We start from the raw sequence: 15,052 nt of genomic DNA on the forward strand, positions 1-15,052 counted from the left end.
CTTGCTCTTGCTCTTGCTCTTGATGGGGAAGATTAAGATGTGTATTTGATTGGGAGTGCTCTTGCCTCGTCCTTCCTGACACACCTCTATCTATGGCATACCCCGAAAGCCCGGAAATTTTCCTGAGCCTGTATTTGATTCTGCTCGAGATCTATGGATATTCGAGGATGAACGGCATGGTGCGTCCATTGTCTAGAAAGGTGCTCTCCGTAACACGTTGACGACAGGGTAATCCTGAGCCTACGGAGGGAGCGTATACGGGGCACTAGCGTCGGTATGCATGAGGTTGGTCGGGGAACAGAATAAATCAACGCAAGGAGCCTTAGATGGCCGGCAGTAGCTTGTTCGCACTATTGGATGACATCGCCACACTGCTAGACGACATTTCGCTTATGAGCAAAGTCGCTGCAAAGAAATCGGCGAGTGTCCTGAGCGACGACCTTGCTGTGAATGCTGAGCAGGTTACCGGCATGAAAGCAGACCGAGAGCTACCGGTGGTATGGGCTGTATTCAAGGGGTCGTTGAGAAACAAAGCAATCCTGGTGCCTTGTGCGTTGGTGTTGAACGCACTGCTGCCTGCGGCGGTTCATTGGCTGCTCATGATAGGAGGGGCATATCTCTGTTATGAGGGCTTTGAGGCCATCAAGGACAAGCTCACGGCTGGTCGAGACAATGACGCAGGGCAACCAAAGAAAACGAAGCCTAAGACGCCTGAAGAGCTTGCAGCTTATGAAAAGCGGAAGATTGCAGGGGCTGTTCGAACGGACTTCATTCTGAGCGCCGAGATCATCGTCATCACCCTAAATATCGTGACTGATGCCCCGATGCTCCAACAGATTTTGACGTTAGCGCTGATCGCGGTGGTCATGACAGTGGGCGTTTATGGATTGGTTGCGGGGATCGTCCGCTTGGACGATGCCGGCATTATTCTCCAGAAGTCTAAAGCTGCCGGTACATGGGGGGCTGTGGTGAGGACTGTTGGGGGATGGTTGCTGTCGGCTGCACCAAAGCTTATGAAAGCATTGTCCTGGATTGGGACTGTTGCGATGTTTCTGGTCGGCGGGGCATTCATCACGGAAGGCATTGAGCCAATACGGCATTTTGCTGAGGAGCTGGTGGAAGGGGTAGGGGCCTGGGAAACCGTCGCGAATCTAGGTATTCACTGCCTAGTAGGCGCGCTCGTAGGGATGGTTGCCGTACTTGTGGTCAAAAGCATCACATCCAGCACTGGAAGTAAGGCTTAAAGCTAGCTCTCATCGACGATGTTGAATCTGGAATCGCATACAACCTTACTTCGCAAGGCATCGCTGGGTTCAGCGCCGTTGATCCCATAACAGCGTTTGGCATAAGGTGAGCCGAACTGGCGTTTTAAGCCTGAAAAGTAGGGCAATGGGCCGAGGGAGGAGCATTGGCTAATGCTAATGTCCTGCTTCTCTAGCCCTCATGTCATCCGTTATGACCTTGATCATCTTGAAATACTCTGCTCTACCTTGGATTGCTTCTGGAGTAGATTCAATTTCGAGATTTGCCATATGGACAGCAGGATCTATGACGTAATGGCTCGCCTGCATATAGTTCTTGATGGCTGGGATAATCCAGCATGCGGGATAGAAATGGAGAATTCCATTACCAGCCTTCTGAATCATACCGACCCAGGCAACTTGGTTGGATTTAGGCATTAGGTTAGAAACCATCCCGCCACTCATTCCATTCATTTCTGAGTGTGTGATCTGACTAAAAAAACGCAGGAGGGGGGCTGATCCTTCGAACTCACAAACACCGTGAAAGATATGCTTATTGATCACTGTCGAGCAGTTGTAGTCATCGCCATACGGATACTCAATCGGGTTTTCATCTATTGGGTAGCCAGAGGCTACCAATAACATGCCGTCATACAAATCGCTTACAGCTACGGCTATACGGCCATTCGTGCCATCTAGGTCGATGAATTTATCGGGAAAACGGAATAGCGAGGATGAAAGCTCGATCAGCACGATGTCTTGCATGTCGATACAGGGACTATCTGCCGTTATCAGCTCACCGATACGCCAGCCGCGCATTGGGAATCCCATACCCTCTATTCCTTCCCAACCTCTCTTAGCAAAGAGGTGAGTGAAGAACGGCGACTCGTTTTGTGCCGCCTCGTAGTTCTCATCTAGAACGTGTTGAGCCGTCAGGAGAAAAAATTTCTGCTGGTACTTGATCAGTATACCTGTCCCGCCTTTGCTATAGACCATATCGGCGTGATACCGGCCAAGCTCTTCAATAGGCTGAGAGCAATGGGTGAATATAAGCCTTCTCACAGACTGAATTACGTTGCTCTGAGACGTATTCTCGTAGAACCGATTTAGCTTTCGTACTGGAATTTTAATGTTTTAACTTCCTGTATCGCAGGGTGGAAAATTGTTGCGGTTACGGAGCTTGAAGCTCCGTCTGCATGTCAGCGACATCGCCCCATTTTCTAGCCAAACCGCTCCTGAATATCACAGCCAAATAAACCGCCAGCCAACGGTTAGCCAGCTTTCCAAGGCAGATCCACCGGCAGGTTAATTTGCAAACTACTAGCCGCTACGCTCAGATCTGCGGTGGTCTCCGCAACCATCTGAACCTGAAACTCGGCACCGGCATATCGCTCCAAAAGTGGCGCACGCGTCAGTAATACTCGAACGCGAGCCTTCAAGCGCTGCCCCTCTGGATGCCCACAAGCGATCAACCTGCCTATGCGTCCCATTACTCGACGCATCTCCTTTTCATCATCAGCGGACAGATGACCTGAATTACCCTCGACGCGATCCTCCAGCTGTTTCACGGCGGCGCGGATAGCCAGTCGGTGTTTTTTGGGAAGCCCCGTTATTGGCCCGCTCACCACTAATCCGGTCACGGTGACGGCGTCGGCTTTATCGCCAGTAATCAATGCTTGCCCGCGCTTACGAACATGCAGCTTGCTTCGCTTCTGCAGGCAGCCTTTCTGACCGAGCATCCATGTGACAGAGGCAATAACTTGGGTGGTAGTAGCTTGATCAATACGAGTTTTGCAAGAAACAGTGATGTCATCTGCGAAGCGCGAATACGCCAGTCCCTGAGCTTTAAAGCGAGTGACGAGCGCCGGCTCGATATCCCAAAACACTAGGTTGGCCAAGTAGCTACTTGTACTCGCCCCTTGTGGAACCTGGCCCTCACGAGTAACTAGATCCGCAAGCAGAGTGGCTACATCTGCGGAGAAACGGAAGAGACCCACGAACAAGCGATGAATGTGCTCGGTTGTAATTGACGGGAAGAAATCAGCGATGTCCTGAAGGATGACTGTCTTGGCGCCGGTATGAACCCGAGCGTTCGAGTAAATGCTGCGGGGTAGCTTGGGATCTCTGATACCGCCGTGCAGGTATCCAGGGAACGCAACCTTGCTGAGGATCCGATCCACGATCTTGCGCTGGATCGTCTTCAGAGGCTCATGAGCATCATAGGTATGCCTGGGTGTTATGCCGTCTTTTTTTTGTTTGCGGGACATATCGATAAAGGCGAGAGCTACGATGAGCAAGTGCGATTAGCCTCTCGACAGGCTCTCCGAGAGCACGTGCTAAGGCGCTGATGCTGTGGATAGGGCTATGAGGATAGAACGGAGCATCCATGTCCAAGCTTCCGTTGATGGCCGGCCCCGAAGAACCAGCCCCTCTGAATTCGAATGATGTGGTTTGTTGTGTCATGGGAGGTTCTCAATAAATGGAATCACCACTGTCTCGACAAAATCCCAGCCCTCAACAGCCTTTTCCCATAACCAGATGCATAGACGAATACGTGCGATCCACTTGAGCAGGGTTACTGCCTTCGCCTTTACCCACGCAATCCGACTCGCTTTAGGTTCTTGAGATGGAGCTGTCTCGATGACACGAGCATCTTCACTGTTGTGCATAGACTGACGCGCCTTGCGGCGCGCTAGGTTCTTTAAATTAACCATGACTGATGTTCCCAACGACAGGCGAAATTGCCCCGCCGCCAAGCATTCCGGGCCGAAAGGAACGCTGAAGATGCCACTACAAACCACAGTTCTGCTTATCAAGTCCCTTGATAAGCCGTCCGCCGCATTACCGCCGCATCACATTTCGCCTCAACGCATCAAACGATCAGAGACAAACCCTTGGATCACCTTTGGGATTGCCCTAGGCGCTAAGCACTGAGGAGCGATGGGCAGCACCAACCTGCGCGGCGAAGAAAGCCAAGGCGAACACCAAGGCGACCAGTTTCCCGGTCAAAAACCGCAAGCCCAAATTTCAGTCATATTTAAAGAGCACTTGGGTGGTAGCACCCAACAGACGCAGTATTTATCAGAATAAACAAACCGGCGACAACTGTTATTTGTTGCAAGAGTTGTTTTTCGTATAAGTCGTATTTTTGACTATATAAAGCGTCAAAATTTAAGTGTCGCTCGTATTAACGCCACCTAGGAAATTGAGCATCTTTCGATTTGTCGATTTGGGCTCGTTGACCGATGATCCCACTAGGCGGTGATGGTTCGCCTGGCGCCTGTTTCGCGAAGCAATAGCCCATCGTAGATGCACCCCAAGTTTTACATCGGCATGTCCCAGACGCTGCCCGGTGAACAGGCAATCGGTAACCAAAGCGTTGATGGTTTTGGAGATATTGCTGTATCTGATTTTTCCCCTCTCAGCATTTTCAAATCGCAAGCCAAGCAGGAAGGTCGCCAGCACGACGTGGAGCTTTCTGCTGCCCAAGAATCGCTTGCGCGCCAGGCAGGGTTCGAGGAGCATCACGAGCTCGCCGTTGTTGCCCAGCGAAACCCTACGGATGGCCACACCAGGCACGGACATATTCGCTATACGCGAAATGGGCCAGTGCACGTCAGGTCGCATCATGTCAGTGGCTACACCGGGGAGAGACGTCGCTAACGTGGCGGATGAATCGAGAAAATTAGATGCAGGTGATCAGCGCAACCCAGGCAAGGCGGCGCTTCCGGAGGCTCATGAAGCGCTTGCAGGAAGGTAATTCGTTCGTGATCACAAAGATTGTCAGCCGACCTGAAAGCTAGTGCCGCCTGAGCCTGGTGCCACAGAATGCTGAAATCACCGCCTAGGCCTTTTACTTCTTACTCTTCGAGGGTTCTTTGTCCTTCGCAGCTTTTACAACAGTTTCCTTTGCCTTTGTGACAGCCTTGTTCAAGCTTGGGAGTTGCTCAATCGACTCCAGAAACCCAGGAAACTTAGTCCTAGTAGAATGATCACTAGGAAAATCCAAGAACGTCTCACGGGCTAACCGGTAGCGTTCATGCAGCCAGATATATTTAGTCAATACTCCGGGAGACTGATGCTTCAAACCACGCTTTATAAGATCGGCGATAGTAGCTAGATATTTAGGATAAAAATCAAACTCTCCCGCAACTTTTTCTGCTACTGACTCGGAGGAAATATAATCGAAATACCAGATCCCATCGTTCTCGTCTTGCACGAGAACTTGCTTAATCGTCTCCACCACCTCTGCAGATGATTTATCTAAAAGCTCGTTGAAAACCTCAGGATCGAGGATCACCCGTGGGCACTTGGCGACCTCTGATTCGAGAAAATACGCACGATTCATCGCTGGGCCTAGTACAGCTTTATCAGAGTGGTATAGCTTTCCGAAGGTAAGCCCTCCACGCAGCAGGTAGCCCTGACCAGTTATCCTCACTACAATGAGGCTGAGCTTATTCACTATTTCGAATAATGCAGCCTCATTCTTGACCTTATAAGAAATCACAAGGCAGTCAGAGAACTGGGAGACGTGGAAGTCAGACTTATTTCCTATTTTCGCTGTGCTTGCTGCATCTTCTAGAGCTGCAACCAGCTTATTGAGTGCTTCATTGTCTGTCGCTGTTTTCTCGACGATATCCTTGAAACCTAGAAAATCAATAAACAGCGTCAGCCGATTTTCGTAATCAATAACTTTGGCCATACCCCCCTCCCTGATAAAATCTTACAACTCACATTATTTAGCTATCCGCTTTAACGGCGGATCGAACTTGCCTGTTAAAAATACCAGTTTCGCGCGCCAGTCAAAGACTCGACAACCTGAATATTAGCATGGCAGGTTTTCTGCTCCCTGACCTTCCCTTGAATGAAATGGTCGCCACGTGAAAGCTTAGTCACAGGGCGCTGCCCCCATACTCTCGCACGCGTCTAAACGTGTCAGTAGGCAGCCGACACCCTAATGACCGGAGATTTGCATTCGCATCCCAGTCCATAAAGACGATCTGATCCGAAACTGTGAATTCAAGAGCTCGTCCGCGCAGCTGCGCGGCCATTCAGAGTCTCCTTTTCTTTTGCGAGTCTGAAATCGCACATCACATCTAGAATGACAAAGGGTGACCACTTCCTGGCAGTCCGGCGAATGGATAGTCGGTCAGCGAGGTTCATAGTGGCTCGTTCCTGTAACGGACGGCTACTGAGAACCGCAGCCTGACTTCAGCAGGTTTCTCGCCGACCAATGCAGCGAACCGAGGCCTTGCTTCATGGACTCAGCCGCAGCCCCCAAACCCTACGGATATGGCATTATGCCACTCTGGTGATTTGTAGATGGAGTGAAATGTGGATAAGGATCTTTTTCGTCACATGTTTGAAGATGAAGTTAAAACTAAATTCGGTGATAACGCTTCATTTGCTTCATATGATTATGTGCACCACCGCAATTATCGAAAGCTTCGGGTGGGTGGGCGAATGTTGGGAGGCCGCCCCGAGGGCGTAAGCCAGCTATATGTCATTGTTAATGACCTGATAACTGACGGAGAAAGAGATGCAATGTTCCCAGGGGCTTTTGACCTGGGGAACTTCAAGCAGCCCCCCGAGAAACTCTTGACTTACAAAGCGCTTGAAGATGAAATCCAAAAAGAAAGCAAGGTCGAAGCTCACGACAGACTAAAGAATATAAAGAAACTAGCCACACCCATTCTCGGCAGAAGCTTTGCCGAATTCTTTTCCGATGACAAGACCAAAACACTCAAGGTGCTTAAGACTCTGTACCGATTCCAGACCGAGCAGACCAAGATATTCACTCTTCTAGCTCCTCCACGGATAAGCAAAAAGCCGTCCTACGAGATACGTGACTGCTATGGAATCGACGGTTCCACGGAAGAGGTTTTGCTACTGTCCGACCTGAAAACCCATGCTAGTTTCGAGATACCGCGCGAGCGACTTGCCTCCATAAACAACACCTATGGGAGCATGCGAGGCTTGCTGGACAACGCAGACTTGAAGCTTTCTCAGGAAGCAGGGGTGGAGAGTGGAGGAAACCTGCAACGGTTCACGCAAATCATCAAAGACTTGGCAACCCGTGTCCAGGATTTACTGCATTTCGAAGATCAAGAGCCCGTTCGGCTGCCAATAGATGAACAGCTTTATACCTATTTGACTAGGATTGAGTTTGATCATCACACAGAAGGAAATGTACAGCTCCTCAATAAAATATTAGAGCACGCCCCCCCTTTTGGCGAAGCGAAATATTTAATTGCTGAACTGGCACATCATATAAAGTTGCCACTCTCCACACCTCAGCACTTGTTGATTGATGCAGAAGCCTGTGAATCCCAGTTCAGAGATAACCCCAATGTATTCAAGTGGTTCTATTCAAACCTTTTAGACCGAGAAATAGATAGCGATACGTTTGAAAGGGGCCTGCCACTATTTGGTAAGCTTTGCAAAGTTCTCAACTTCGCAGAATTTAAAAAAGACTGAATCGCCCCGGATTCTCTAGACACCTTGCAAGCTCATTGCGTAACGCTTTTCAAACTCTACCGGCGACAGCTGATTGTTGAAGCCATGACGACGTTTCGCGTTGTAGAACATCTCGATGTAATCGAACACATCACTCCGAGCATCTTCCCGCGTGGTGTAGATTTTTCGCTTGATCCGTTCCCGTTTCAGAAGCTGGAAAAAGCTCTCGGCCACGGCATTGTCATGACAGTTGCCTCGGCGACTCATGCTGGCAACCAAATTGTTTGCCTTCAAAAAGCTGCGCCAATCGGAGCTGCTGTACTGGCTGCCTTGGTCGGAATGAACCATCACCTCTTGCTTCGGTTTACGCCTCCAAACCGCCATCAACAACGCATCAATGGCTAGATCACTGGCCATCTGCGATTTCATTGACCAGCCAACGACCTGACGAGAAAACAGATCCAGCACCACCGCCAAATACAACCAGCCTTCATACGTACGGATGTAGGTGATGTCGGTGACCCAAACCTTGTTGGGTTCCACGACATCGAACTGGCGCTTCAGCAAATTGGGTGAGGCGACCGCTGGCTTACCGCCATACTTTCCTGCGCGACGTCGATAACCTGTCTGAGAGCGCAGTCCCTCAAGACGCATTAGCCTCGCCACACGGTGCCGACCACAGTCTTCACCGACCTCGCGCAGATCATCATGAATTTTGCGATAGTCATAAACTCCGCCGCTCTCTAGCCATGAATGCTTGATCAAACCCAGCAGTCGTTGGTCGTCTTTAGCGCGTGCAGATTGCGGCTCAGACAACCACGCGTAATAACCACTGGGGTGGACTTTCAGCGTCAGGCACAGCCGTCGAATCGAATAGTCCCCCGCGCGCAGCTTGATAAAGGCGTACTTCAGCCGCACTCCTTGGCAAAGTACGCGGCGGCCTTTTTTAAGATGTCTCGCTCTTCAGTGACCCGCTTGAGTTCAGCTCGCAGACGACGCAGTTCAGCGTGCTGATCATCGTCCTGCTGTCGCTCTTCTAGAGGTTTGCTGTAGCGCTTTATCCAGGCATAGAGGCTATGCGTCGACACGCCAAGACGTGCTGCCACATCGGCGACGGGCAGCTTCTTTTCGATCACTTGATTGACCGCTTGGATTTTGAATTCTTCGGGGTAACGCGGGTTGCTCATGGCACCTCCTAATAGGCCTCAGTTTAAGGCAAAGAGGTGTCTACGAAACCCGGGGCGATTCAGGGTTCTGGCTCGATGTCCTCTACGAAGCAGCAGACCTGATGCCCACCTTCCAGTTGAAGCCTCTGGAGGTGCTTGTGGGCCGGGAGGCTGCCAGTGACATTTACCGCCTCCTCCCAACAACCAAGCACCACCGTGCCCTCCACGACGCGACCGTTTTGATGAACGCCTGCCACGCTTTTTTTCAAGCTTGAAATATCAAAGGTCTGTTTACCTGATATTGAGTCAGACTCTTCCGTCCCTTGATCGGGTCAAAAAGGCCACCGATGTCTATAGACTTAGCGGTGTTAGGGATTACGGCATCTTGGGGGACAGACCAGTTTTCTGAGATCAGAAAGCTGCCGCTATCGGTCACCCACAAAGGCTGCCACGCCAGCTGTCGCCTAGCCAGCACTTCTCGCGAAGAGCTTCTCTACCTCATGCCGAATGGAATTGCCATGCAACCGAATGACCAGATCCCTCACAACGACGTACTAGACCCTGCACAACTCAAGCGCATTGAGTCTGTTCATAAGGGGTTTCTTTATCAGCACTTGTACGCCGTGGGGTGCCTACTGTTGGCGCAATCTTCCGGCGTACGTGAAGTGTTGGTCGAGCGGGACGAGGACGTCGAGCTCAACACTGAAGCTGGCCAAGTGTACGTCCAGGTAAAAACGCGCTCGAAACCCATTATGCCGGTTGACGTTTCTGGCGCTCTGGAGCGCTTCGAGATCCTGAGGCAGGAGCACAAGGCTGGGCGGCGGCCAGGTGCAGCCCAATTCGTCATCGTCGCGAACCAAGTGTTAGGGGAAACCCTCCGGTCTGAGGTTGATGAGCAGAAGGCGTCCGTTGACTTGATATACCTTTCCGCTGGTTCAAGCGCGTTGCGTCCAGCTTGCCTTCCTCCTGCCTGGACATCTCTGGAGGAGGCTGCTCAGTGGTGTACGGCAGAGGCTGAAAAGCTGAATTTCTCGCTGCTGTCGCCTTCTTCTTTGACTTGGAAAATGGCGGGCCTGGTGATGCTCGCTTGTGCTGCGGGGGGCGGAAACGCTCGGCATGTTTTCCACACCTCAGAGCTACCTGGCCTATTCGAACAGTTGGTTGTTCAACTGCAGGACTTCCCAACACCGCCTCTCTCATACAGGCCGCAAAAGAATGAGCCTGAGCTCACTTCAGCGGAGCGGGTGCGCATAATCTGCGGGTTGTCCGGTGCAGGTAAGACCACATGGGCCGCTCATGCGGCTCTACACAGTCCTGAGCCATGCGCTTATTACGATGTTGGTGACCTACCAGGGCCCGCTCTGGCAAGCTCGATTGTGCGGGAGCTCGCCTCCAAATACATGAAGCGAGACTCTGATGGTATTCGGAAGATACTGTTACCAGGGGCGAGCGGTTACGAAGCGATTCGGGCATTCGACAGATTCCTGGAGCAGGCTGAGGCGCCTCTGATTGTTGTTGTCGACAATGCGCATCGTGTACCGGTAACGAACATCCGCGACCTCCTTAACGCCACTCGGCACATCCGCTTCATACTCCTTTGCCAGCCTCATGAAAATGTACGTGAGCTCGAAGCCGTCATGGGTTTGCGTCGTGAGATTTTGCAGGGCTGGGATCTTGACACTGTTGCGCAGGTAGCCAGTGGCGCGGGCGCTACGGCAGTCCTCAGGCACTCCAGCAGCTCCGTGCCTATACTGGGGGCCTTCCGCTATATGTCGATAGTGCCATTGCGATTGCCAAAGCTGATTACGATGGGAACATTGAAACGCTCTGCGCTGACCTTGCTCTGCAGGCAAACGTCGCTGAGACCGCTCAGGAGATTATCCTGGCTCGTGTTTACGAAGGTTATGACGCAGTTACACAGAATGCCTTGGCTGTAGTCAGTTTGGCCGACACCGGGTTAACGCAAGAAGAAGTGGTTCGCCTGCTGCAAACCACCCTCAAGCTGTCGCCGGGTGGCGCAGCTGCGGTAATCAAGAAAATCCAGGCAACGGGGACAGTTGAGGTGTTTGGCGCCAAAACGCTCAAAGTCCATGATGCCGTCCGTGCCCTAGGCCTACGTCACCTGGAGCTCATGGGTGAGCCTGCGGTCACTGCCGCCTTGCTGACGTTGAAGGAGTTGCTGATCCAGGGAATGGAGAAAAACCGTGACACTTCGCGGATTGCACTTCTGATTCAAGTTTTCATTAAGCTTAATGACGTCGAGCCGCTCATCGAACTCGCTGGTGAGGAGACATTCTATGAGATGGGGATCCTGGTAGATGTAGCGTCTAGTTTGGCTAGTGCAGTAAGCTCGGGAAGTTTAGATCCAGGACAAACGTTCTGGGCACTTGACGGACTTGTATTCTCTCTCATGAGAGACAGTCGTTATGATGAAGCTTCAAGCCATCTATCAACGATGGAGCAAATTCTAGATGCTCACGGCTTTGAGTTTCGCGAGCATTTATCGCTAGCTATGAAAAAAATTTTATTTGCAGCATACCTCGGTCATGAAAAAGATGTGAGGAGAGAGGTTGAGTCCGCTGCCCCAAAAATTCCAGATTCGATCCACAGGCGGATATTCGACTATAACCATGCTTTCGCACTGTGGAAGCTTAAGCGCTACAAAGCAGCAGAGCTTTTGTGCAAGGCAGTTATGGATGGATATTATGAGATTTTGGGGCTTGAGCCAAAAGATGTCCTCGGCAAAAATCCAGATGTACTTTGGAAAGTGATCAAGCGGTCAGATGACGTGAGTGAGGACATCAAGCATCTTGCGGACTCGCTGGATTTGTATGCGAAAATTTTGAATGCGCAGGGACGCAAGTCCGGCTTTTCTCGCATCCATGCCATGAAATTCTACAATATGGTTAATGCATACGATTCGTTCGTGAGGTTGGGGCAGGATGCAGCTGAAGAGTTTGCCGAAGCAGGTGAGTATGTGGGAGCTAGAGAAATTCTTGAGCAACAAGTTTTGCGTGTAGTCTCTGAGATGGGCTTAATCGGAAGGATGGTTCAGGTCAGGGGGCAGTATGCAGAGATACTCGCGCTTTGTAAGGACTATGCAGGAGCAGTTTCTGAGATCGAGCGACTCCAGCACTACTTACACGGACTCGAAAAAGATGAGGCGAAGGAACTGTTAAACCAAATCGGCAATATAGTCGGAATTATGCGCAAGGGAATTCATGGCTAACGCCTACATAGGCAAGTTTTTTTGTTCTTTTTTATGGCGGTTGGATGAGCCAACTTAAAATTATTAACTTTTTGAGGGAGAGAGGAAAGAGGTTTGAGTAGGAGGGGCGATGCATAAGCGTCAAACTATTGCCGAAACCCTTAGCATACGATATCGAAGCTAGGGGCTAGGTTAACTGTATGTGGAGCGAGAGGGCAATGTGACGCAAGCGGAGCGCGCAGGCGTGCGGCATGGAAGCCCGGAGGGCCGAGACGAAGACTCGGTTCACGACAGACCATCCCCGCAGGGGCACGCCCCAACACCAGGCCGGATAAGCCAGAAGCGAAGAGCATCCTTCGAGGATTTTTCGATGGGAATGATAGACGATGACGACACAGTGTATTGCGACGTCCAGATGCCCTTGGCTCAAGGTCGAGAGCTATTGCTCTTGGTGACAACACTGAAGGAGTCCGATACCCATCCGACCCTGAACAGGGTATTCGAGCGCATGCAGCGCGAGCTCAGCATCTCAATCGATATCGTCGAGAACCCGCCTTCCTGGGGCCCTTGGTGCCAGTGAAGCGTGCACGGCGTTCAGAGCTCTGCATCCCAAGCATTCATCGCGTCACTCACAGTCGCGTACCACTGGAAATCAATGCCCTGTAGCGCGTTTGCGACCTGTCTGTTGACGTTGCCGTCGATCCAAGTAGGGAGTATCTCCGACGAGCCCGAGAACATGCTGGCTATAGCTACGGCATATCTACCGGTATGCGTGGACTGGAGGCACACGTAGCGCACAGCAGCGCCACTGGGAAGCCGACGCCAGGCCACCGCCTCAATACAGTCCATGGGCCTCACAGAAGCCTCTGCAGCGAAATCCGCGCGCTGATCCGCCCTATGGTTCTTAGATGGTCGGGACGGCCGCCGGGTGCTCCGGGGTTGGGTACGAGGTGCTTCAACTGCTCACGTGCGCAGACAATCTGCTCCCGGAACTCTTCGGGATCAATGAACATGGCTCCTTCCGGCGATACCCTAAGGGTCTTGAGCCTGTTCGCGGCTTGGATGAACGCACGTTCGCGCTCAATCTCACGCTGAGGACGGCGGTCTTGGCGGATGAGATCCCATAGCGCCCGGACTATTCGCATCTGACTATTCTCCTTGGTAACGGTGAACCCACACCGGTAGCGCGTGGCACCGTGATGACTCAGGCCGTTCGGGTGGTGTAGCAGCACTACTCAGCACTCTCGCGGTTGCTTAGTCGCATTTCCAGCTTTTCAACCAGGGCTTTGACGCTTCTGATCTCAACCGACAGATCAATTTTTTGCAGCTTGGATTTATGCTCCAGAGCAGTGAGCGTGTCTTTAACAGAGTCCAGTTCGTCCTGGGCTTCAAGCATCGAACTGTAGGTAGAACTTGAGGTGAGCGCCTTGTATTCAGCGTGAAAATAATGATGGAGAGAAGCAGGGTCTGAGTGGCCGGTGAGTTGGGCCACCTCTGCGCAAACATCGTCTCGCAGCGCCGGTGTCCACCCGTTTTTTAGACCGGGGGTCGCGGCGAATCTTTCCTCCAGCCTGATGTTTATTTGACGTGTGACAAAACGATGTCTAAACATAGAGAGGCAAACACGGGTACCTGACAAACCAGCACCTAAACACAGTCGGTCAAACTCCTTAGTGATTGACTCTTTTTTCAGTCGACTACCGTTTTCACCTAGGAATATATTGTTGGGCTGGTCGAAAAAAATATTACGATCTGCTAGGAAGTCAATATAAGCCTTCCTAGCTTGCACGTAAATTGCAAACCGCCTTGCATCTGCAGCATTGATTTTAAAACGGCGTAAGGGTGCCGGAGTTCCGCGCTTTTTAGTGGGGATCACAATCTCTAGTGTGTTCGAAATGTTTTGATTGAGCTCAAGGTCGAGGTCAAACAGCTCCTCAGGACGTAGTCCTGTGAGCTTCATCATTCTTAACGTGAACATCCGCCGTTCGTATAGATACGCACTGGTAGCATCGTAAAGTTTGAGGTCACTGATTGATTTAAGTCTGGAGCTAGCAGGCAGATCCTCCCAATCTCGCTTCCGGAAAATCTCATCCTGGATTTTTTGGATGATATGTTCGTCTATTGCCACCTTGTCATCGTTGTAAGGCACGGGAGCTACGAGCAGTGGATGAACCATGTAGCATCGCTTGGTTTTGGGATTTGTTTCGTAAGATATCGTGATGTTTGCACCGCTATTCTTTAAGCCTATCAATGGTGTTTTAGATAGATTTGGGTAATTTTCGGTTAGCCAGTGCAGAAAGTTAAGCATGGTATGCTGAATTAGCCGGGTGCGGTTGTTGTTCCTTGCTGGTTCGATACCACGAAGGGTGGATTTGGTTTCTTCAACTAGCTGTTTAGTAAAATCCTGAAAATTAGTTTCGTTGAAATTACTGAATTGAATGTTCTTGACAGAGCAGAAGCGAACGAAGTGCGTGATGAGCGCCGCGTCTACCCGCGCAGAATCCCTGGCGCCGGTGGACGCGCAGATCTCATCCATCCATAGATTGGCAAGGTTACATGGCCTCCCGTTGGGCCAACGAATAAGTACGAAATTTTCGATAATGCGTGGCTTTCCAATGAACGCCCCAGTCTTCCGAACCGGCATAGCTTTGTCTGGTACGCTTACGGACTCATATTCCGTGTAGAGTTGCTTACCCATCCTTTTTGCCGCCGTCGATAACCTTCATTTTCTCTGAAGAAAATATCTGGTCGCTTATCAGGAAAGAGTGATATTTGGCCTTGGACGTTTTGACTTTAAGTGCGATGGCTGCACGGATTTCATCAGCGCTACGGGTGCTTTGAGGGTCAACACGCTCTAGGAAAGTCAGGATGTCAAAGTACGCCATCGAGGCGATGTGAGCCTCCAGCAGCGCGATGCGTGCCTGATCCTTGTCTGAAGGAAGGTTAGGCGCGGCGCCGGGTTAACCTTGGGAGTCAACAGG

General features: G+C 51.1%; 13 protein-coding genes and 1 pseudogene. 6 read left to right on the forward strand and 8 right to left on the reverse strand.

Annotated elements, in window-relative coordinates; translation table 11 throughout:
• Positions 1-326 precede the first annotated feature (326 nt).
• Positions 327-1,244: a DUF808 domain-containing protein gene (locus M1B34_RS09875; RefSeq protein WP_268264982.1), complete on the forward strand. Its 918-nt coding sequence runs from the start codon at positions 327-329 to the stop codon at positions 1,242-1,244.
• Positions 1,245-1,418: 174 nt separating this feature from the next.
• On the opposite strand, the gene M1B34_RS09880 is transcribed toward M1B34_RS09875, so the two are convergent.
• The 3 genes from M1B34_RS09880 to M1B34_RS09890 form a co-directional block, all read right to left on the reverse strand.
• Complete coding sequence (locus M1B34_RS09880; RefSeq protein WP_268264983.1) at positions 1,419-2,237, reverse strand: hypothetical protein; 819 nt, start codon at positions 2,235-2,237, stop codon at positions 1,419-1,421.
• 275 nt (positions 2,238-2,512) lie between these two features.
• Complete coding sequence (locus tag M1B34_RS09885) at positions 2,513-3,538, reverse strand: reverse transcriptase family protein (RefSeq protein ID WP_341870543.1); 1,026 nt, start codon at positions 3,536-3,538, stop codon at positions 2,513-2,515.
• 162 nt (positions 3,539-3,700) lie between these two features.
• A complete protein-coding gene (locus tag M1B34_RS09890; RefSeq protein WP_268264984.1) occupies positions 3,701-3,955 on the reverse strand; it encodes a hypothetical protein in 255 nt (84 codons plus the stop codon).
• A gap of 226 nt (positions 3,956-4,181) precedes the next feature.
• Here M1B34_RS09890 and M1B34_RS09895 point away from each other — a divergent pair, with 226 nt between their 5' ends.
• Positions 4,182-4,331 carry a hypothetical protein gene (locus M1B34_RS09895; protein WP_268264985.1) on the forward strand — a complete coding sequence of 50 codons (150 nt, stop codon included), beginning with the start codon at positions 4,182-4,184 and terminating at the stop codon, positions 4,329-4,331.
• A gap of 81 nt (positions 4,332-4,412) precedes the next feature.
• On the opposite strand, the gene M1B34_RS09900 is transcribed toward M1B34_RS09895, so the two are convergent.
• On the reverse strand, positions 4,413-4,871 hold the full coding sequence (locus tag M1B34_RS09900; RefSeq protein WP_268264986.1) for a hypothetical protein: 459 nt from the start codon (positions 4,869-4,871) through the stop codon (positions 4,413-4,415).
• A 223-nt stretch (positions 4,872-5,094) separates the two neighbouring features.
• Positions 5,095-5,943, reverse strand: a complete 849-nt coding sequence (locus tag M1B34_RS09905; protein WP_268264987.1) for a hypothetical protein — start codon at positions 5,941-5,943, stop codon at positions 5,095-5,097.
• Between the two features lie 632 nt (positions 5,944-6,575).
• Here M1B34_RS09905 and M1B34_RS09910 point away from each other — a divergent pair.
• Positions 6,576-7,718, forward strand: coding sequence for a hypothetical protein (locus M1B34_RS09910; protein WP_268264988.1), 1,143 nt, complete (start codon positions 6,576-6,578; stop codon positions 7,716-7,718).
• A gap of 15 nt (positions 7,719-7,733) precedes the next feature.
• On the opposite strand, the gene M1B34_RS09915 is transcribed toward M1B34_RS09910, so the two are convergent.
• Positions 7,734-8,884, reverse strand: a protein-coding gene (locus M1B34_RS09915; RefSeq protein WP_268264989.1) for an IS3 family transposase whose coding sequence is annotated in 2 segments (ribosomal slippage) — positions 7,734-8,650 and positions 8,650-8,884 — 1,152 coding nt in all. Because the reading frame shifts where the segments join, the coding sequence is not laid out codon by codon here.
• A 497-nt stretch (positions 8,885-9,381) separates the two neighbouring features.
• Between M1B34_RS09915 and M1B34_RS09920 the strand changes: the two genes are divergently transcribed.
• From M1B34_RS09920 to M1B34_RS09930, 3 genes are all read left to right on the forward strand, one after another.
• Positions 9,382-10,800: an ATP-binding protein gene (locus M1B34_RS09920; RefSeq protein WP_268264990.1), complete on the forward strand. Its 1,419-nt coding sequence runs from the start codon at positions 9,382-9,384 to the stop codon at positions 10,798-10,800.
• Positions 10,791-12,092: a hypothetical protein gene (locus M1B34_RS09925; RefSeq protein ID WP_268264991.1), complete on the forward strand. Its 1,302-nt coding sequence runs from the start codon at positions 10,791-10,793 to the stop codon at positions 12,090-12,092. The genes M1B34_RS09920 and M1B34_RS09925 overlap by 10 nt, the downstream gene beginning before the upstream one ends.
• 349 nt (positions 12,093-12,441) lie before the next feature.
• Complete coding sequence (locus tag M1B34_RS09930) at positions 12,442-12,651, forward strand: hypothetical protein (protein ID WP_168426342.1); 210 nt, start codon at positions 12,442-12,444, stop codon at positions 12,649-12,651.
• Positions 12,652-12,665: 14 nt separating this feature from the next.
• Here M1B34_RS09930 and M1B34_RS34025 read toward each other — a convergent pair.
• Positions 12,666-13,216, reverse strand: a pseudogene (locus tag M1B34_RS34025) (hypothetical protein).
• Positions 13,217-13,302: 86 nt separating this feature from the next.
• Positions 13,303-14,769: a tyrosine-type recombinase/integrase gene (locus M1B34_RS09940; protein WP_268264993.1), complete on the reverse strand. Its 1,467-nt coding sequence runs from the start codon at positions 14,767-14,769 to the stop codon at positions 13,303-13,305.
• Positions 14,770-15,052 lie beyond the last annotated feature (283 nt).

Origin of the sequence: Pseudomonas morbosilactucae (assembly GCF_023241715.1) — a bacterium.
GTDB lineage: Bacteria > Pseudomonadota > Gammaproteobacteria > Pseudomonadales > Pseudomonadaceae > Aquipseudomonas > Aquipseudomonas morbosilactucae.